Below are 17690 nucleotides of genomic sequence, written 5' to 3' on the forward strand. Positions count from 1 at the left end.
GTTCCTTCGCTAATTCAAAAATTCAACAATTCGTTCGGATGGAGTACTGCGGGCCGGGACATGACGGCGCACCCGGCGTGCCTGTCCGGCATCACACCTTCAGGATGCGCTCGCCGCGTCCGATGCCGGAGCTGCCGGTGCGCACGGTCTCTAGGATCGCGCCCGCGTCCAGCCCCTGGATGAATGCGTCGAGCTTGTCGCTCGCGCCCGTCAATTCGATCGTGTAGGTCTTTTCGGTCACGTCGATGATGCGGCCGCGGAAAATGTCCGCCATCCGCTTCATTTCTTCGCGCTCCTTGCCCACTGCACGTACCTTGATCAGCATCAGCTCGCGTTCGATGTGTGCACCGTCGGTCAGGTCCACCACTTTCACCACCTCGATCAGGCGGTTCAGATGCTTCGTGATCTGTTCGATCACGTCGTCGGAGCCAATGGAAACGATGGTGAGCCGCGACAGCGATTGGTCTTCGGTCGGCGCCACCGTCAAGGTTTCGATGTTGTAGCCGCGTGCGGAAAACAGACCGACCACGCGCGACAGCGCGCCCGGTTCGTTCTCCAGCAGGACGGAAATGATGTGTCTCATGTTCGCTTCTTCCAGAATGTGTCCGTGTCGATTCACTCGCGCCGCGCGCTGCCCTTCGTGAAGGCGGCCGCATCGGGCTCAGGCGCGCGTCGCGCCGTTACAGATCTTCCGATCCGAGCAGCATCTCGGTGATGCCCTTGCCGGCCTGTACCATCGGCCAGACGTTTTCGGTCGGATCGGTCTGGAAATCGAGAAACACGGTGCGGTCCTTCAGGCGCAACGCTTCCTTCAGCGCCGGCTCCACATCCGAGGTCTTTTCGATCCGCATGCCGACATGGCCGTACGCTTCGGCGAGCTTCACGAAATCAGGCAGCGCATCCATGTACGAATGCGAATAGCGCTTGCTGTATTCGATCTGCTGCCACTGGCGAACCATGCCGAGATAGCGGTTGTTCAGCGAAATGATCTTCACGGGCGTGTCGTACTGCAGGCAGGTCGACAGTTCCTGGATGCACATCTGGATCGAGCCTTCGCCCGTGATGCACAGCACGTCGTCGTCCGGGTGCGCCATCTTGACGCCCATCGCTGCCGGCAGGCCGAAGCCCATCGTGCCGAGGCCGCCGGAGTTGATCCAGCGACGCGGCTTGTTGAAACGGTAGAACTGCGCCGCCCACATCTGGTGCTGGCCGACGTCCGAGCACACGAACGCATTGCCGTCCGTCAGCTCCCACGCCTTCTCGACCACGTACTGCGGCTTGATGATCTCGCTTTCGCGGTCGTACTTCAGGCAATCCTTCGAGCGCCAGCCCTCGATGTCCTTCCACCATTGCGCGAGCGCCTCGGTGTCGGGGCCATGCTCGGCCGTCTGCAGCTGCTCGATCAGCTCCTTCAGCACTTCCTTCACGTCGCCGACGATCGGGATGTCGACCTTCACACGCTTCGAGATCGACGACGGGTCGATGTCGATGTGGATGATCTTGCGCGGACGCGACGCGAAGTGCGCCGGATCGCCGATCACGCGGTCGTCGAAGCGGGCGCCGATCGCGATCAGCACGTCGCAGTGCTGCATCGCCATGTTCGCTTCGTAGGTGCCGTGCATGCCGAGCATGCCGAGGAATTTCTTGTCCGACGCGCGATAGCCGCCCAGGCCCATCAGCGTGTTCGTAACCGGGTAGCCGAGCAGGTCCGCGAACTGGTTCAGTTCGCGCGACGCGTCGGCGAGGATGATGCCGCCACCCGTGTAGATGTACGGACGCTTCGCCGTCAGCAGCAGCGACACGGCCTTGCGGATCTGGCCCGAATGGCCCTTCGTGACCGGGTTGTACGAACGCAGCGACACGCTCTTGACGGGCTCGTATTCGCACGGCGTCTTCGAGATGTCCTTCGGGATGTCGATCAGCACCGGGCCCGGACGGCCGGTGCGGGCGATATAGAACGCCTTCTTGACGGTTTCCGCGAGGTCGCGCACGTCCTTCACGAGGAAGTTGTGCTTCACGCACGGACGCGTGATGCCGACGGTGTCGCACTCCTGGAAGGCATCCTGGCCGATCGCGGCCGTGGGCACCTGGCCGCTGATCACGACCATCGGGATCGAATCCATGTACGCCGTGGCGATGCCGGTCACCGCGTTGGTGACACCGGGGCCCGACGTCACGAGACAGACGCCGACATTGCCGGTGGAACGCGCATACGCATCGGCTGCGTGCACGGCCGCCTGTTCGTGGCGCACCAGCACGTGCTGAATCTTGTCCTGCTTGTAAAGCTCGTCGTAGATGTAGAGTACCGAGCCGCCGGGGTAGCCCCAGATGAATTCGACGTTTTCATCGGCCAGTGCCTTCATGAGCACGGTACCGCCGATGGAGTCGCTATCGGGAGGGGAAAGGGGTTCCGACGTGGAGAATTCCGCGCTGGGCATGTTCATTTTGACCTTTCGAATTTTCGGCAAAAAATTGATCGGGTGCTCTCTGCCGGGCTTGTGGCTCGGGTTCAAGCGGCGCGTCCAGTTTGAAGGGCAGGCTTCTTGGGCCAGCCTCAAATGAGACCATCACTTCATGTTGCGAATCATTGACGATAGCGGGTCGCGAGGGGGTCGTCAAGCAAAATATCCCGCAGCGCATCATGGGCGCCGCCCGGCACCCGTCGGCGCGGCTCGCGCGCAACGTGCGGCGCCCAACCCGGTGCCAAGCGGCGCGAAAATTTGATAGCATCCGCGGGTTTTACGAAATTTTTCGCCCTTTTACACCACGCAGCGGCCCGCAGCGCATACCTTCACGGAATGGCATCAGACAAGGAACTCGCCGACTTTCTGGCGGGCGTCGAAAGGCGCGCGTTCAAGCAGGCTGCGTACGCCGTGCGTGACGACGATGCGTCGCTCGACATCGTGCAGGACGCGATGATCAAGCTTGCGGAGAAGTACGGCGACCGGCCGGCGGCCGAGTTGCCGCTACTTTTTCAGCGGATCCTGCAGAACGCGATCCACGACTGGTTCCGCCGGCAGAAAGTCCGCAACACGTGGGTCACGCTCTTCTCGTCGCTGAACAGCAGCGACGACGACGATTTCGACCCGCTCGAAACACTCGAATCCGCGGACGACAACGCGGGCGTCGAAAGCAGCGAGCACCGCCTCGAACGAGAGCAGGTTCTGGCCCTGATCGACGAAGAAATCCAGAAGCTTCCGGCGCGTCAACGGGAAGCGTTCCTGATGCGTTATTGGGAAGATATGGATGTCGCCGAGACTGCCGCCGCAATGGGGTGCTCCGAGGGCAGCGTGAAGACGCACTGCTCACGGGCCACCCACACGCTGGCGCACGCGCTCAAGGCCAAAGGAATCACGCTATGAGCTCCGCTCCCGCAAATCGAGAACACGAATTCGCGTTGAAGGTGCGCCGCGCGCTGGACGAGTGCGCGGCCGACCTGCCTGCCGCGACCACCGACCGTCTGGCCGTCGCCCGCCGGGCTGCGCTCGCGCGCAAGAAGCCCGAAGCCGCGACCGTGCCGGTGTTCGTGCCGGCCTTCGCCGGCGCGGCCGGTGCGTACGGCACGGCGCCCGCGAGCCGCCCGCAGGCGTCGTTCGCGCGCCGCCTGCTACGCGCGTGGCCGCTGGCCCTGCTGCTCGCCGGGCTCGTCGGCATCGCCTACTGGGAAGACATGCAGCGCACCGCCGAACTCGCCGACATCGACGCGGCGATGCTCAGCGACGACCTGCCGCTCAACGCGTATCTCGACCACGGGTTCAACGCGTATCTGTCGCGCGCTCACTAACAGACAATAACGAGGGGATCGCACGGGTGAGTCAGAAGCGCGGCCTGGCCGTATTTTTCGGATGCGTAATCGCGATCGCCGTTTCCTACGTCGCCACTTACCCACGATTCCACCCGGCCCCCGCGACGACCGCCGCCGCGGTCAGCAGCCCTGCCGCGCCTGCATCGGCCGCGACCGGGCTGAGCACCGAACTCCCCCCGCTACCCCTGCCCCTGCCGCTGCCGGCCGCTACCGGCCCGTTGTCGTGGGCGCGCCTCACGCCGGCGCAGCACGCGGCGCTCGCGCCGTTCGCCGACCAGTGGGACGGTTTCAGCGATGCCCGCAAGCGCAAATGGCTGAAGATCGCATCGCGTTTCGCGAAGTTGACGCCCGATGACCAAAAGCGCCTGCAGGACCGGATGACCGAATGGGCCAAGATGACGCCCGAGCAGCGCCGCGTCGCGCGCGAGAACTACCAGAGTGCGAAGGAGCTTTCCGCGCAGGCGCGCGAGCGGGCGTGGAAGGCATACCAGCAACTCCCGGAAGAGCAGAAGGAACGTCTCGCGGCCGCCGAGCGCCGCCGCCGGCCGAGCGTCGTCAGTGCGCCGCCGACCGTCGCCGACCGGGACGTGCGCCGTCTCGTCAATTCGCACGAACACCCGGCAAGCGGCCCGGCCACCGCACCGGCGCCCGTCTCGGCCGCCGTCGCGCCGCCGGTACCCGCATCGTCGACGGCCGGCACCGCATCCGCGCCGGCCGCCGTGGCGCCGGTGTCGCCCGCCGACGCGCCCTCGCTGTTCAAGGGCTCCTGAGCGCCCGTGACGAACGCCCCCGCACCTGAAACCCCGGCCGCCGCGCCGTCCGTGCGGCGGCGTCTCGCCGCACTGCTCTACGAAGGCGTGCTGCTGTTCGGCGTGGTGTTCTTCGCCGGGCTCGCGTTCAGCCTCGCAACGCAGCAACGCAACGGCCTCGTCCATCACAACCTGCTCGCCGCGTGGATCGCGCTCGTGGTCGGCGCGTACTTCGTCTGGTTCTGGACCCATGGCGGCCAGACGCTGCCGATGAAGACCTGGCGGCTGCGGCTCGAATCGTCGAGCGGCCGGCCGCTGAGCGCGGGCCACGCGCTCGTCCGCTATGCACTCGGCTGGCTGTGGTTCCTGCCGCCGCTCGCGCTGCATCCGCTCCTCGGCCTGTCGGTCCCCGTCACGCTCGCGCTCACCGCCGCATGGATCGCCGTCTGGGCCGGCGCCGCGCGGCTGCATGCCGGGCGCCAGTTTCCGCACGACCGGATCGCCCGCACGCGCGTCGTCGCGCTACCACGCTGACGCACCGCATTCGCCTGACGAAAACACCTCCCCGACGCAACTTCCGCCCGGCCCGGCAGCCTTGCCCGACAATGGCCAGCCGTTCCGTACGGCACATTACGCAACGCCCCGCCATTCACTGCTAAACACCCTACAGGGGGCGTAATAAGAACGTCTCGTGACTGTCATGGCACAGTCACGCCCGCATGGCGGAATGCCGGTAATGTCAACCGGCGCGAGTCATGCATGGGCCAGAAATCGTCCGCGACCTCCCTGTTCCGTCACCCCATCGGCGCCCGCGCCGCCACAGCTTTCCTGTCCGGTTCTGCCGCAGCCGACGGGCTGGTGTCGCAAGACCCGCCTGCCGGGCACGCCACGCAGCATGACGACCCCGACTCGTCGGCCCACCGCTACCGCACCATCTGGCTGTCCGACATCCACCTCGGCTCGAGCGGGTGCCAGGCGCCGTACCTGCTCGACTTCCTGCGCCACAACGATTCGGAGTACCTGTACCTCGTCGGCGACATCATCGACGGCTGGCAGCTGAAGAAGGGCTGGTACTGGCCGCAGGCGCACAACGACGTCGTGCAGAAGATCCTGCGCAAGGCACGCAAGGGGACGCAGGTCGTCTACATCCCCGGCAACCACGACGAAGGCGCGCGGCAGTTCTGCGATCTCGCGTTCGGCGACATCCAGGTGCGCGGCGAGGCGTTCCACACGACGCTCGCGGGCAAACGTTTGTGGATCGTGCACGGCGACCTGTTCGACGGCGTGATCCAGCACGCGAAATGGCTCGCATACCTCGGCGACACGCTCTACACGCTGATCCTCGTGCTGAACCGCTGGTTCAACCGGATCCGCAGCCGGCTCGGCTTCCAGTACTGGTCGCTGTCGCAGTACCTGAAGCACCAGGTCAAGAACGCCGTCAACTTCATCTCCCAGTTCGAGACCGTGATGACCGACGAGGCGCGCCGCCGCGGCTGCGACGGCGTCGTGTGCGGCCACATCCACAAGGCAGAGATCCGCGACATCGACGGCGTGCTGTACTGCAACGACGGCGACTGGGTCGAAAGCCTGTCCGCCCTCGTCGAAACGATGGAAGGCGAACTGAAGATCGTCTACTGGACGGTGATGCGCACCGCACCGACGGAGACCACGTCGCGCAAGGCCAAGGCCACTGCCTGACACACCCCTACTTACAGGACAAAGCCGCGATGAAGATCATGATCGTCACCGACGCGTGGGAACCGCAGGTCAACGGCGTCGTGCGCACGCTGAAGAGCACGTCGCGCGAACTCACCGCGCTCGGCCACCGCGTCGAACTGCTGACGCCACTGGAATTCCGTACGGTGCCCTGCCCGACCTACCCCGAGATCCGCCTGTCGATCCTGCCGTACCGCAAGCTGCGCGCGCGAATCGACGCGTTCGCCCCCGACGCGCTGCACATCGCGACCGAAGGCCCGCTCGGCCTCGCCGCGCGACGCTACGCGCGTTCGCGCAAGCTGCCGTACACGACCGCGTATCACACGCGCTTTCCGGAATACGTGCAGGCGCGCTTCGGCATCCCGCTCGCCGCGACCTACCGCTTCCTGCACTGGTTCCACGGCCCGTCGCTCGCGGTGATGGCGCCGACGCCGGTCGTCAAGCAGGACCTCGAGAAATTCGGCTTCACGAACGTCGTGCTGTGGACGCGCGGCGTCGATCTCGACGTGTTCCGGCCGATGGAATCGAAGGTGCTCAATACCGCGCGGCCGATCTTCCTGTACGTGGGCCGCGTCGCGATCGAGAAGAACGTCGAGGCATTCCTGCGCCTCGATCTGCCCGGCTCGAAGTGGGTCGCGGGCGAAGGCCCCGCGCTCGCGGAGCTGAAGTCGCGCTATCCGGAAGCCAACTATCTCGGCGTGCTGTCACAGGCCGAGCTCGCCAAGGTGTATGCTGCGGCCGACGTGTTCGTGTTCCCGAGTCGCACCGACACGTTCGGCCTCGTGCTGCTCGAGGCGCTCGCCTGCGGCACGCCGGTAGCCGCGTATCCCGTGACGGGCCCGATCGACGTGCTCGGCGAAGGCGACGCCGGCGCGATGCACGAAGACCTGCAGGAAGCCTGCCTCGAGGCGCTGAAGATCGAACGCACCACTGCGCGCGCGTGGGCCGAACGCTTCTCGTGGCGCGCGGCATCCGAGCAGTTCGCGTCGCATCTGAAGCCGCTGCCGAAGACCGCGTACTCGCCAGCAGAAGGTGCCGCCGTTTGAAACGAGACCTGAACGACAAAATCCCGCCCCCCGACGCAACGCCGCAACGGCATCGCCCGTTCGACGAGGAAGAGCCGCATGCCGACGCGGACGTGCACGCGCACGAGCCGCTCGGCCCCGACGATCGGCTCGCGCCGCTGCCGCCGAACCCGTACAAGCGCCATCGCGGCATCACGCGCGCCTGGTACGCCCTCAAGCATTCGCTGAACGGCTTTCGCGTGGCGATCCGCGAGGAAAGCGCGTTTCGCCAGGAGCTCACGCTCGCTGCGCTGATGCTCCCGATCGGCGCGTTCGCACCGGTGCCGGCGGCATCGCGTGCGCTGCTGATCGCGTCGGTGCTGCTCGTGCTGATCGTCGAGCTGCTGAACTCGAGCGTCGAGGCCGCGATCGACCGCATCTCGCTCGAGCGTCACGAACTCTCGAAGCGCGCGAAGGATCTCGGCAGCGCAGCCGTGACCGTCGCGTTGTTCGCGTGCGTGACGACGTGGGGCTTCGTGCTCGGCCCCGTCGTCGCACGCTGGCTCGGCTTCTAGACGGCTGCCCCGCGGGTACCTGGCGCACCGCCCGCGTGCGGCGCTGCACCATGCGCCGCGCGGGGCGGCAATCACGAAATGCCCCGATGTGGCGAAACCGCGGTTTATAATCGTCCGCTAGACATAGAACAGCAACCCGCGCCGGACGAATCACGCAGCATCGATTGCAGCGCCCGCCAGTCCGGCACACACAGGGCCGGACGACATGGAAGCGAAACCTCCCCGCCGCACCCGCGAACGGATTCTCGAGTTGTCGTTGAAACTCTTCAACGAGATCGGCGAGCCGAACGTCACGACCACGACGATCGCCGAGGAAATGGAAATCAGTCCAGGCAACCTGTACTACCATTTCCGCAACAAGGACGACATCATCAACAGCATCTTCGCGCAGTTCGAGCAGCAGATCGAACGGCGGCTGCGCTTTCCCGAAGATCATCGTCCGACGATCGACGAAACCTGGTCGTACCTGCAGTACATGGCCGATTTCATGTGGACCTACCGGTTCCTGTATCGCGACCTCAACGACCTGCTCGCCCGCAACCGCACGCTCGAGACGCACTTCAAGCAGATCATCAGCCACAAGGTGCGCTTCGCGCGCGACATGTGCGAGCTGCTCGTGTCCGACGCCGAGATGGTCGCGACGCCCGCCGAGATCGAAGTCATCGCCACCAACATGGCCGTCATTTCGACGTACTGGCTGTCGTATCAGTACGTGATGCATCCGCGCAAATACAACGACCAGGACGCGATCCGCGAGGAACTGCACCAGGTCAGCATGCACGTGATCTCCGTGATGGCACCGTACCTGCGCGGCCGTTCGCGCCAGCTGTTCGACGACCTGGTCTCCGGCAAGCTGCCGAAGCGCCAGTTCACCGACTACCTGCCGCCGCGCGACGGTTCGCCGCGGCCCGCCGACAGCCCCGTCGTCACCGGGCAGGCACCCGCCAAGGACTCCAAGCAATGAAGGCTGTTTGTGTTTACTGCGGCTCGTCGTCCGGCGTGCGGCCCGTCTATGCCGACGCCGCGCGCGCATTCGGCCGCGCGCTCGTCGATGCGGGCCTCACGCTCGTCTACGGCGGCGGCCGGGTCGGCCTGATGGGCGTGATCGCCGACGAAGTAATGGCGGCCGGCGGCCGTGCCGTCGGCGTGATCCCCGAACTGCTCGTCGACAAGGAAGTCGGCCATACGGGGCTGTCGGAACTGCACGTCGTGCCCGACATGCACCACCGCAAGAAAATGATGGCCGATCTCTCCGACGCGTTCGTCGCGATGCCCGGCGGCGCCGGCACGCTCGAGGAGCTCTTCGAGGTCTACACGTGGGCGCAGCTCGGCTATCACCGCAAGCCCGTCGCGGTCTACAACATCGATTCGTTCTACGATCCGCTGATCGCGCTGCTGCGTCATACGGTCGACGAGGGCTTCATGCGGCCGGCCTATTTCGACGCACTGTGCGTCGAGTCGGAACCCGTCGCGCTGATCGAGCGACTGCGCCGCTACCAGCCGCCCGCCCGCGACAAGTGGGCACCCGACGCGGCCAAGTAACCGTCACCGGAACCCGCACGCGATGACCGCATCGTCCGATCGCAAGGCCGTCCTCATCACCGGCGCGAGCCGCGGCATCGGCCGCGCGACCGCCGTGCTCGCGGCCGAGCGCGGCTGGGACGTCGGCATCAACTACGCGCGCGACGCGGCGGCGGCCGAACTCACCGCGCAAGCCGTCCGCGACGCGGGCGGCCGCGCGTGCGTCGTCGCGGGCGACATCGCGAACGAAGCCGACGTCATCACGATGTTCGACACCGTCACGGCCGCATTCGGCCGCCTCGACGCGCTCGTCAACAACGCGGGCATCGTCGCGCCGTCGATGCCGCTTGCCGACATGCCGGCCGACCGGCTGCGGCGGATGTTCGACACCAACGTGCTCGGCGCGTATCTGTGTGCGCGCGAAGCCGCGCGCCGGCTCTCCACCGATCGCGGCGGCCGCGGTGGCGCAATCGTCAACGTCTCGTCGATCGCCTCCCGGCTCGGCTCGCCGAACGAGTACGTCGACTATGCGGGGTCGAAAGGCGCGATCGACTCGCTGACGATCGGTCTCGCGAAGGAACTCGGCCCGTACGGCGTGCGCGTCAACGCGGTCCGTCCCGGCCTGATCGAGACCGACATTCACGCGAGCGGCGGCCAGCCGGGCCGTGCGGCCCGCCTCGGCGCCACGACGCCGCTCGGCCGCGCGGGCGAAGCGCGGGAGATCGCCGAAGCGATCGTCTGGCTGCTGGGCGACGCGGCGTCCTACACGACGGGCGCCCTGCTCGACGTCGGCGGCGGCCGGTAATTCAGCACTGCAATGCGGCAAAAACCGCCGTCCGAAGCCAACCGTCGTCACGACACCACAAATCTCCACAATTTCGTGACACGAACGGTAATCCACCGTAACAATTCCGTGGTCTACTAGCGGACATTCAGACAGGTGTCATAAACACCCGTCCGTTGGCCTTTGATATGGCCCCAATCGGTCCTGCCCACGTCGCCGGATCCGCTCGACTCGACCCGAGATTCCTTCCATGCCTGGAACCGCAGCGCCCAGCCGGCGACGCACGTCTGTGCCCGCTCCGGCCCAGTACACCCATTCGACCGCCGACGCCGATCTCACCGCAACGCTCGACGCCGCCGGCACGCCCGTCGTCGCCTCGAGCGCCGCCACCAGCACGACGCGCGAACGCTCGCGCCTGCTCGGCTGGCGCGCGTGGCTGTTCGTCGCCGCGCTGATCTGTGCATATACGCTGCCGGGCGTGCTCGGCCACGATCCGTGGAAGCAGGACGAAACCTACACGTTCGGCATCATCCAGCACATGCTCGAGACCGGCGACTTCGTCGTGCCGACCAATGCCGGCCTGCCGTTCATGGAAAAGCCACCGCTCTACGCGTGGGTCGCGACCAGCCTCGCCTGGCTGCTGCAACGCGTGATGCCGCTGCACGACGCGGCCCGGCTCGCGAGCGCGCTGTTCGCCGCACTGGCATTCGGCTTCATCGCGCGCGCGGCGCGCGTCGCCAGCCGCGCGGATTCCTGGTTCGACCTGCGCGTGATCGGTCCCGTCGTGCTGAGCGCCGGCACACTCGTGGTCATCAAGCACGTGCACGACATGATGACCGACGTCGCGCTGTTCGCCGGCACGGCAATCGCGTTCTGCGGGCTGCTCGAACTCGTGATGCAGCACGTCGCGCGCGCGCAGCAGATGCGGCACGGGCTGCCGGTCCGGCCGTCGGGCCGCTGGGCCGCGCCGATCTTCGGCGCGGGCGTCGGCATCGCGCTGATGACGAAGGGGCTGTTCGTGCCGCTCGTGTTTGCCGCGACGCTCGTCGGCGCGATGGTGCTCTATCCGGCCTGCCGCACCCGCGCGTTCGCCCGCTCGCTCGGCGTCGCCGCACTGGTGTTCGCGCCGTTCGCGCTCGTCTGGCCGACCGCGCTGTTCCTGCGCTCCGAGACGCTGTTCATGACGTGGTTCTGGGATAACAACGTCGGCCGCTTCTTCGGTTTCTCCGTCCCCGAACTGGGCGCGGAAAACGACAAGCCGTTCTTCATCCTGCGTGCGTTCCTGCTCGTCGGCTTCCCGGTCGCGCCGCTCGCGATCGTCGCGCTCGCGCGGGGTGCGTGGCGCGACTGGCGCACGCCGCGCATCGCGCTGCCGGTAATGTTCACGGTCATCGGGCTCGTCGTGCTGCAAGTGTCCGCGACGTCGCGCCAGCTCTACATCCTGCCGTTCTTCGCGCCGCTCGCGCTGGTCGCCGCACAGGCGATCGACCGCCTGCCGCGCCAGCTGCATCTCGCGTGGGACTACCTGAGCCGCATCCTGTTCGGCACGGCCGCCGCGCTCGCCTGGGCCATCTGGGCGGTGATGGCCGATCCGGCCGCGTCGCGCAAGGATCTGACGCTGCTCGGCCGCTGGCTGCCGCTCGACTGGACGATGCCGATCGAACCCGCGCTCGTGATCGGTGCGCTCGCGCTGACGGTCGGCTGGCTGACGCTGCTGCCGAAGCTGCGTACGACGGGCGTCTGGCGCGGCGCGCTGTCGTGGGGCGCCGGCGCACTCGTTGCATGGGGGCTCATCTACACGCTGCTGCTGCCGTGGCTCGACGTCGCGAAGAGCTACCGCTCGGTGTTCGACGACCTGAACGCGCATCTCGCGCTCGAATGGAACGACGGCGACTGCATGGCGAGCCTGCACGGGCTCGGCGAATCGGAAGCGCCGATGCTGTACTACTTCTCCGGCATCCAGCACACGCCGATCGCCGACGCGAAGACGACGCGCTGCACCTGGATGATCGTGCAGGGCGTGCGGGCCGTCGATCCGGCGCCCGGCGACGAATGGAAACTGTTCTGGACGGGCGCCCGCCCGGGCGACAACGAGGAACTGCTGCGCGTGTACGTGCGCACGCCTGAACAGCACGTTGAGTAATGCGGGGCGGCACGGCGGTCGCGCCGCCATGCTTGCCCTCGTACCCGGCGTGGCGTGGTGAGCGCCACCGCCCGAGCAGCGAACAGCCATCGGGAAATGCGCGCCGCCGACCGGCGTGCCCTGCCGCCACCGTGCCCGCGTAACTCCACGGGCCTCCCCTCTTCCCGCGTCACGCCGCTGCCCGAATCGTCAGAACGACGAACCAGGTTCGCGAAGAAACGCCGTCTCTTCATCGCTCGATACCCGACCGAGAATCGCGTTCCGGTGCGGAAAGCGGCCGAAGCGCTCGACGACGGCCGCGTGCAGCAACGCGAAGCGGTGATAGCTCTCGCACCCTGCTTCGTCGCGAATGCCCGCGCACAGGCGCACGGCCTCACGCTGGCTCTCGACCGACTCGTCGTGCTCGAACGGCAGATACGCAAACGCGCGGTGATGCCCGCTCGGCAACTGGGCGTCCCAGCCGGCCGCGACGACGCGGCGCGCGAGCGCGAGCGCCTTCGGATCGGCGGCAAACGCGCGTGGCGTGCCGCGATGGATATTGCGGGAGAACTGGTCGAGCACGACGATCAACGCCAGCGCCCCCGACGGCGAGCTTGCCCAGTGATCGCATGCGCCGTCGCAAGCCGCGTCGAGCAACGCACCGTAGCGCGTGCGCAGCACGTCGTCGAACGCCGCGCCGCCGTTGAACCAGACCTTGCGGTTCTGCCCGAATTCGGCCGAGCCCGGCTGGCCGAACCAGAAATCGAGAATCTCCCGCGCTTGCCGATCGAGCGCCGCCGCGCCCGCGTGGGGGGTGTCCATCGTCATGCAAACTCCAGTACGAGGCGCCGGGTGCGCGCGCTCTTCTTTTCCAGTTTCGCGACCCGCAGCTCGCCGATTTCGGACGTATTGCGCACGTGCGTGCCGCCGCACGGCTGCAGGTCGACCTGCTCGATGCGCAGCAGCCTCACGCGGCCGAGGCCCGTCGGCGGCTTCACGCTCATCGTGCGCACGAGGTCCGGCCGTGCGGCCATCTCGTCGTCGGTGATCCATTCGGTCGTAACCGGGTGCGCGCCGCCCACCAGGCCGGCGAGGCGCCGCTCGACGTCATCGCGGTCGATCGCGTCGGACGTCGCGAAATCCAGCCGCACGTAGTCGGCCGTCACGCTGCAACCGTCGACCGCGTACGGCAGCACCGCGCACATCAGGTGCGCCGCGGTATGCAGCCGCATGTGGCGATAGCGGCGCAGCCAGTCGATCTCCGCGACCACGCGCATACCGGGTTCGAGCGCCGCGACGCTCGCCTCCTGCCCCGGTGCGGGCACATGCACGGCGTCGTCGGGCGTCGCGCCGTCGAACCGGGCCTTGCGCGTATCGGCGATCGCGATCGTGCTGCCGTCGGGCAGCGTCAGCGTGCCGGTGTCGCCGGCCTGGCCGCCGCCGAGCGGATAGAACACGGTGCGGTCGAGCCGGATGCCGTCGTCGCCGATGGCCAGGACGACCGCGTCGCATTGCGTGAGGTACGCGTCTTCGCGAAACAGCGCTTGTGTCGTCATCGGGCGAGCCTCGTATCGATTGGGGGAAGCGGCCAGTGTCGCGCCACGCGGCGCACGCGCCCAGACGCAGATCGCCCCGCGCGCGGGCGGCGGCGTACCGGTCGATCAACCGGGCCGGTTGCGCATCCAGTCGGCCGTGTCGTAGAACGAATGCATGAGCCGCTCGCGCAACGGCTCGGGCAGCCCGATGTCCTCCATCGCCCACGCCATGCAACGCAGCCACTGGTCGCGCTCGACCGACGCGATCGGGAACGGCAGGTGCCGCGCGCGCAGCCGCGGATGGCCGAACCGGCTGATGTAGTGGTCGGGGCCGCCGAGCCACCCGCACAGGAACCAGAAAAACTTGTCGCGCGAACCGTCGAGCGAATCCGGGTGCAGCGCGCGAATCTGCGCGAACTCGGGCTCGAGATCCATCAGGTCGTAAAAGCGGTCCACCATTTCGCGCACGCGGGCTTCACCGCCCACGAGCTCGAACGCCGTCGGCTGCGACGGCGTATCGTCATTCACATCGGTCATACGGATAGTCGGAAAACAGGATCTTCGGGGCCGCCGGCGACGCTCATGCGTCGCGCAGCGACTGCAGCGCGGGGCGCCGCAGCACATTATGCAGGCTCAGCCAGCCGGCCGCACCGGCGCACGCGACGCCGGCCGCGATGCCGGCCGGCACGAGCCACGGATCGACGGCGAGCTGGAAGTCGAACACACGTGACGCGAGCACCCAGCCGACCGCGATCGCGCCCGCCGACGCCAGCGCACCGGCCAGTGCGCCGACCACGACGAATTCCGCGCGCTGCACCGCGTTGACCTGCGCGCGCGACGCGCCGAGCGCGCGCAGCAGCGCCGCCTCGCGCACCCGCTCGTCGCGCGTGCCGGCGAGCGCCGTGTACAGCACGAGCACGCCGGTCGCGAGCGTGAACATGAACAGGAACTGCACCGCGCCGACCACCTGCAGCATCATCCGCTGCAACTGCGCGAGAATCGGCGCGACGTCGATGGCGGTCAGGTTCGGATAGCGCGCGATCAGCGGATCGAGCAGCGCGGCATTCGACGCCGGCAAATGGAAGCTCGTCAGGTACACGGCCGGGAAATCCTTCAACACCGGCGGCGGCATCAGCACGAAGAAATTGACGCGGAACGAACCCCAGTCGAGCTTGCGCACGCTCGTGATCGGCGCATCGACCGTCAGCCCCGTCACGTCGAAGCGCAGCACGTCGCCCGGCTTCACGTTCAGCGTCTTCGCGAGGCCGGCCTCGATCGAGATCTGCGGCGTCGCCGCGGTGCCGAACCAGTCGCCTTCGACGATCCGGTTGTCGGACGGCAACCGGGTCGTATAGGACAAGTTGAACTCACGGTCGACGAGCCGGCGCGCCTCCTCGGACGGGTAGGCGTCCGGATTCACCGGCTTGCCGTTGATCGCGACGAGGCGGCCGCGCACCATCGGCTCGGGCACCGCGTCGCGCACGCCGTGCGCGGCCAGATAAGCCGCGACGTCGGCGCGCTGATCGGGCTGGATGTCGATCAGGAACTGGTTCGGCGCATCGGGTGGCGTCGACTGCTGCCAGCCCGCGACGAGGTCGTTGCGCGTGATCGCGATCAGCAGCAGGCACATCAGGCCGAGCGCGAGCGCGGTGATCTGCAGCGCGCTCGCCGTGCCGCGCCGGTGCAGCGACGCGAGCGCGTAACGCCAGCCGACGCCCGCGGCCACGCGGGCGTTGCGCACCGCGCGCGCGGCGGCGAACAGCACGAGCCGTGCGATCAGCGCGAAGCCGACCAGCGCGCCGGCGAAACCGCCCGCGACGATCAGCCCGAGTTTCAGGTTGCCGGCGGCCACGATCAGCAGCCCCGCGAACAGCACGACGCCGACCGCATATGCGGCCCACGCCGTGCGCGACGCGTCGCCCCACTCGCGCCGCAGCACGCGCACCGGCGGCACGCGTGTGAGCGGCACGAGCGGCGGCAGCGCGAAACCGAGCAGCAACACGAGCGCGGCGCCCATGCCGATCAGCGCCGGCCACAGCGTGGGGGGCGGCAGCACCACGTCGATCAGGCCACCGAGCGCGGCCAGCAACGCCCAGTGGCCTCCATAGCCGAGCACCGCGCCTGCGGCGCCGGACACGATCCCGATGCCCACGAATTCGAGTGCGAACAGCGCGCCGAGCGTGCGGCGGCTCACGCCGAGGCAGCGCATCGTCGCGCAGCCGTCGAGGTGGCGCCGCATGTAGCGTTGCGCGGCCATCGCGATCGCGACCGCCGCGAGCAGCGCGGTGAGCAACGCGACGAGCGTCAGGAAGTGGCGTGCGCGATCCAGCGTCTGCCGCACCTGCGGCTGGCCTTCCTGCAACGACTCGAGACCGACGCCGCGCAGCTTCCCGCCGTCGACACGTGCGTGCGCATACGCCTCGAAACGCGCGACGGCCTGCTGGTCGCCGGCAACCAGCAGCCGGTACGTGACACGGCTGCCATAGCCGGTGAGCCCCGTCGCGGCCAGTTCGTCCGCGCGCATCATCAGCCGCGGCGAGAAATTGACGAAGGAAAACCCGCGATCCAGCTCGCGGGAGATCGACGCGGCGACCTTGAACGTACGCAGCCCGACGCGCACCGTATCGCCCGCCTTCAGGTGCAGCGCATCGAGCAGCGCCGGATCGGCCCATACGGTGCCGGGCGCGGGAATCGCAGCCGCCTTCTGCGCGGTGGCCGCGCCGGCCGGCAGGATCTCGACCGCGCCGCGCAACGGATACCCGGGCGACACGGCCTTCACGGCCGCGAGGCGCGACGGCGCCGCGTCGGTCGCCTGCCCGCCCATGGCGGACGCGATCATGCTCGGGAAGATGGCGGTCGTCGCGGTACCCAGGCCGAGCGCGCGGGCCTGCTGGTCGAACGACCGATCGACGGGACGATCGGCCCGCACGACGAAATCGGCGCCGAGCATCTGGCGCGCGTCGCGCTCGAGCCCCTGGCGCAGCCGGTCGGCGAGGAAGCCGACGCTCGTCAGCGCCGCGACCGCGAGCACCAGTGCCAGGACGAGCAGCGTCAACTCGCCCGCGCGCCAGTCGCGCGCGGTCATGCGGGCGGCCTGGTGGATCAGGTCGCGCAGGCCGAAGCGGCCGGCATGCGCGTTCACCTCATGGCCGGGTTGCCCGGCCGGCGGCTGCGCCGCGTGTTGCCGCCCCTTCAATCGCGCTTCCCCCCGATCGAGTTGAGCCGCGACACCATGTGGTTCGCCATGCCGCGAAAGCCGCCCGAGACACCGCGCCACAGGCGCGGGAGCGCCCACGCGGACGCCGCGATGAAGGCGGCAAGCAGCACGAGGAACGCGAGCGGAACGAAGAACGCGAGCGCGAGCCCGCCGACCACGAGTCCGTCCTCGGTCGACGACGCGATCCAGTTCGAAATCGGTTCCGGCGACAGGTTGATCATCGCGCGCGTGCCGGCCTTCGCCACGTGCGCGGCACCGGCGAGCGATCCGCCGGCGAGCCCCGCGACCGCGAGCACGGTCGGATCGGCATGGCCGAGCGCGCCGGCTGCGAGCACGGCGCCGGCCGGAATGCGGATGAAGGTGTGCACGGCATCCCACAGCGAGTCGAACGCGGGGATCTTGTCGGCAAGGAATTCGGTGACGGTGAGCACGGCCGCCGCGCCGATGACCCACGGCGACATCAGGACAGCCAGCGTGTCGGGCAGGTGGAGCCAGCCGAACCGCGCCAGCACGCCGGCGATCAGCACGGTCAGGTACAGGCGCAGGCCGCTCGCCCACGCGAGCCCCGCGCCGAGCGAAATGGCTTCGATCATGGCCCTCTCCTTGCACTTTCCGTGCGCTTTGCCGATTGATCGGATCGGGTCGGACAGACCGGCCGCGCG

18 protein-coding genes are annotated in these 17690 nt (G+C 67.9%); 11 read left to right on the forward strand and 7 right to left on the reverse strand.

Annotated features, from left to right (window positions below):
* Positions 1-91 precede the first annotated feature (91 nt).
* Together ilvN and CFB41_RS12025 are read right to left on the reverse strand one after the other, a co-directional pair.
* The gene (ilvN, locus tag CFB41_RS12020; RefSeq protein WP_011352712.1) at positions 92-583 is read right to left on the reverse strand and encodes an acetolactate synthase small subunit; all 492 of its coding nucleotides are present in this window, start codon (positions 581-583) and stop codon (positions 92-94) included.
* A gap of 97 nt (positions 584-680) precedes the next feature.
* Complete coding sequence (locus CFB41_RS12025) at positions 681-2444, reverse strand: acetolactate synthase 3 catalytic subunit (protein WP_046544741.1); 1764 nt, start codon at positions 2442-2444, stop codon at positions 681-683.
* Between the two features lie 354 nt (positions 2445-2798).
* Between CFB41_RS12025 and CFB41_RS12030 the strand changes: the two genes are divergently transcribed.
* The 11 genes from CFB41_RS12030 to CFB41_RS12080 all read left to right on the forward strand — a co-directional run bounded on the left by CFB41_RS12030 (position 2799) and on the right by CFB41_RS12080 (position 12297).
* Positions 2799-3362: an RNA polymerase sigma factor gene (locus tag CFB41_RS12030; protein ID WP_089425985.1), complete on the forward strand. Its 564-nt coding sequence runs from the start codon at positions 2799-2801 to the stop codon at positions 3360-3362.
* Positions 3359-3784, forward strand: a complete 426-nt coding sequence (locus tag CFB41_RS12035) for a DUF3619 family protein (protein ID WP_089456646.1) — start codon at positions 3359-3361, stop codon at positions 3782-3784. Before CFB41_RS12030 ends, CFB41_RS12035 begins: the two co-directional genes overlap by 4 nt.
* Before the next feature lie 26 nt (positions 3785-3810).
* Entirely contained in the window at positions 3811-4575 is a 765-nt protein-coding gene (locus CFB41_RS12040) for a DUF3106 domain-containing protein (protein WP_089456647.1), read from the forward strand.
* 6 nt (positions 4576-4581) lie between these two features.
* The gene (locus CFB41_RS12045; RefSeq protein WP_089440674.1) at positions 4582-5088 is read left to right on the forward strand and encodes an RDD family protein; all 507 of its coding nucleotides are present in this window, start codon (positions 4582-4584) and stop codon (positions 5086-5088) included.
* A 225-nt stretch (positions 5089-5313) separates the two neighbouring features.
* Positions 5314-6252, forward strand: coding sequence for a UDP-2,3-diacylglucosamine diphosphatase (locus CFB41_RS12050; RefSeq protein ID WP_089456648.1), 939 nt, complete (start codon positions 5314-5316; stop codon positions 6250-6252).
* Positions 6253-6281: 29 nt separating this feature from the next.
* Positions 6282-7316 (forward strand): glycosyltransferase family 1 protein, encoded by a 1035-nt coding sequence (locus CFB41_RS12055; RefSeq protein WP_059531147.1) that lies wholly within the window; start codon positions 6282-6284, stop codon positions 7314-7316.
* Complete coding sequence (locus CFB41_RS12060; protein WP_039370536.1) at positions 7313-7849, forward strand: diacylglycerol kinase; 537 nt, start codon at positions 7313-7315, stop codon at positions 7847-7849. Before CFB41_RS12055 ends, CFB41_RS12060 begins: the two co-directional genes overlap by 4 nt.
* A 205-nt stretch (positions 7850-8054) precedes the next feature.
* Positions 8055-8813, forward strand: a complete 759-nt coding sequence (locus CFB41_RS12065) for a TetR/AcrR family transcriptional regulator (RefSeq protein ID WP_021161119.1) — start codon at positions 8055-8057, stop codon at positions 8811-8813.
* A complete protein-coding gene (locus tag CFB41_RS12070; protein WP_089440676.1) occupies positions 8810-9391 on the forward strand; it encodes a TIGR00730 family Rossman fold protein in 582 nt (193 codons plus the stop codon). The genes CFB41_RS12065 and CFB41_RS12070 overlap by 4 nt, the downstream gene beginning before the upstream one ends.
* 22 nt (positions 9392-9413) lie before the next feature.
* Positions 9414-10175 (forward strand): SDR family oxidoreductase, encoded by a 762-nt coding sequence (locus CFB41_RS12075; protein ID WP_089456649.1) that lies wholly within the window; start codon positions 9414-9416, stop codon positions 10173-10175.
* Positions 10176-10404: 229 nt separating this feature from the next.
* Positions 10405-12297, forward strand: a complete 1893-nt coding sequence (locus tag CFB41_RS12080) for a glycosyltransferase family 39 protein (protein WP_089456650.1) — start codon at positions 10405-10407, stop codon at positions 12295-12297.
* A 189-nt stretch (positions 12298-12486) separates the two neighbouring features.
* Here CFB41_RS12080 and CFB41_RS12085 read toward each other — a convergent pair whose 3' ends face one another.
* The 5 genes from CFB41_RS12085 to CFB41_RS12105 form a co-directional block, all read right to left on the reverse strand.
* The gene (locus CFB41_RS12085) at positions 12487-13104 is read right to left on the reverse strand and encodes a DUF924 family protein (protein ID WP_089456651.1); all 618 of its coding nucleotides are present in this window, start codon (positions 13102-13104) and stop codon (positions 12487-12489) included.
* Entirely contained in the window at positions 13101-13832 is a 732-nt protein-coding gene (locus CFB41_RS12090; RefSeq protein WP_089456652.1) for an alanyl-tRNA editing protein, read from the reverse strand. The genes CFB41_RS12085 and CFB41_RS12090 overlap by 4 nt, the downstream gene beginning before the upstream one ends.
* Positions 13833-13937: 105 nt before the next feature.
* On the reverse strand, positions 13938-14348 hold the full coding sequence (locus tag CFB41_RS12095; protein WP_089456653.1) for a group II truncated hemoglobin: 411 nt from the start codon (positions 14346-14348) through the stop codon (positions 13938-13940).
* Positions 14349-14391: 43 nt separating this feature from the next.
* The gene (locus CFB41_RS12100; RefSeq protein ID WP_179250025.1) at positions 14392-17007 is read right to left on the reverse strand and encodes an ABC transporter permease; all 2616 of its coding nucleotides are present in this window, start codon (positions 17005-17007) and stop codon (positions 14392-14394) included.
* Complete coding sequence (locus CFB41_RS12105) at positions 17004-17621, reverse strand: DUF4126 domain-containing protein (protein WP_089440682.1); 618 nt, start codon at positions 17619-17621, stop codon at positions 17004-17006. Before CFB41_RS12105 ends, CFB41_RS12100 begins: the two co-directional genes overlap by 4 nt.
* Positions 17622-17690 lie beyond the last annotated feature (69 nt).

Origin of the sequence: Burkholderia sp. AU33803 (assembly GCF_002223095.1) — a bacterium.
Classification (GTDB): Bacteria; Pseudomonadota; Gammaproteobacteria; order Burkholderiales; family Burkholderiaceae; genus Burkholderia.

Bases quoted from the DNA above. Each gene is read 5' to 3' on its own strand.
- ilvN (WP_011352712.1), bottom strand. From the start codon at position 583: ATGAGACACATCATTTCCGTCCTGCTGGAGAACGAACCGGGCGCGCTG.
- CFB41_RS12025 (WP_046544741.1), bottom strand. From the start codon at position 2,444: ATGAACATGCCCAGCGCGGAATTCTCCACGTCGGAACCCCTTTCCCCT.
- CFB41_RS12030 (WP_089425985.1), top strand. From the start codon at position 2,799: ATGGCATCAGACAAGGAACTCGCCGACTTTCTGGCGGGCGTCGAAAGG.
- CFB41_RS12035 (WP_089456646.1), top strand. From the start codon at position 3,359: ATGAGCTCCGCTCCCGCAAATCGAGAACACGAATTCGCGTTGAAGGTG.
- CFB41_RS12050 (WP_089456648.1), top strand. From the start codon at position 5,314: ATGGGCCAGAAATCGTCCGCGACCTCCCTGTTCCGTCACCCCATCGGC.
- CFB41_RS12055 (WP_059531147.1), top strand. From the start codon at position 6,282: ATGAAGATCATGATCGTCACCGACGCGTGGGAACCGCAGGTCAACGGC.
- CFB41_RS12065 (WP_021161119.1), top strand. From the start codon at position 8,055: ATGGAAGCGAAACCTCCCCGCCGCACCCGCGAACGGATTCTCGAGTTG.
- CFB41_RS12070 (WP_089440676.1), top strand. From the start codon at position 8,810: ATGAAGGCTGTTTGTGTTTACTGCGGCTCGTCGTCCGGCGTGCGGCCC.
- CFB41_RS12075 (WP_089456649.1), top strand. From the start codon at position 9,414: ATGACCGCATCGTCCGATCGCAAGGCCGTCCTCATCACCGGCGCGAGC.
- CFB41_RS12080 (WP_089456650.1), top strand. From the start codon at position 10,405: ATGCCTGGAACCGCAGCGCCCAGCCGGCGACGCACGTCTGTGCCCGCT.
- CFB41_RS12085 (WP_089456651.1), bottom strand. From the start codon at position 13,104: ATGACGATGGACACCCCCCACGCGGGCGCGGCGGCGCTCGATCGGCAA.
- CFB41_RS12090 (WP_089456652.1), bottom strand. From the start codon at position 13,832: ATGACGACACAAGCGCTGTTTCGCGAAGACGCGTACCTCACGCAATGC.
- CFB41_RS12095 (WP_089456653.1), bottom strand. From the start codon at position 14,348: ATGACCGATGTGAATGACGATACGCCGTCGCAGCCGACGGCGTTCGAG.
- CFB41_RS12105 (WP_089440682.1), bottom strand. From the start codon at position 17,621: ATGATCGAAGCCATTTCGCTCGGCGCGGGGCTCGCGTGGGCGAGCGGC.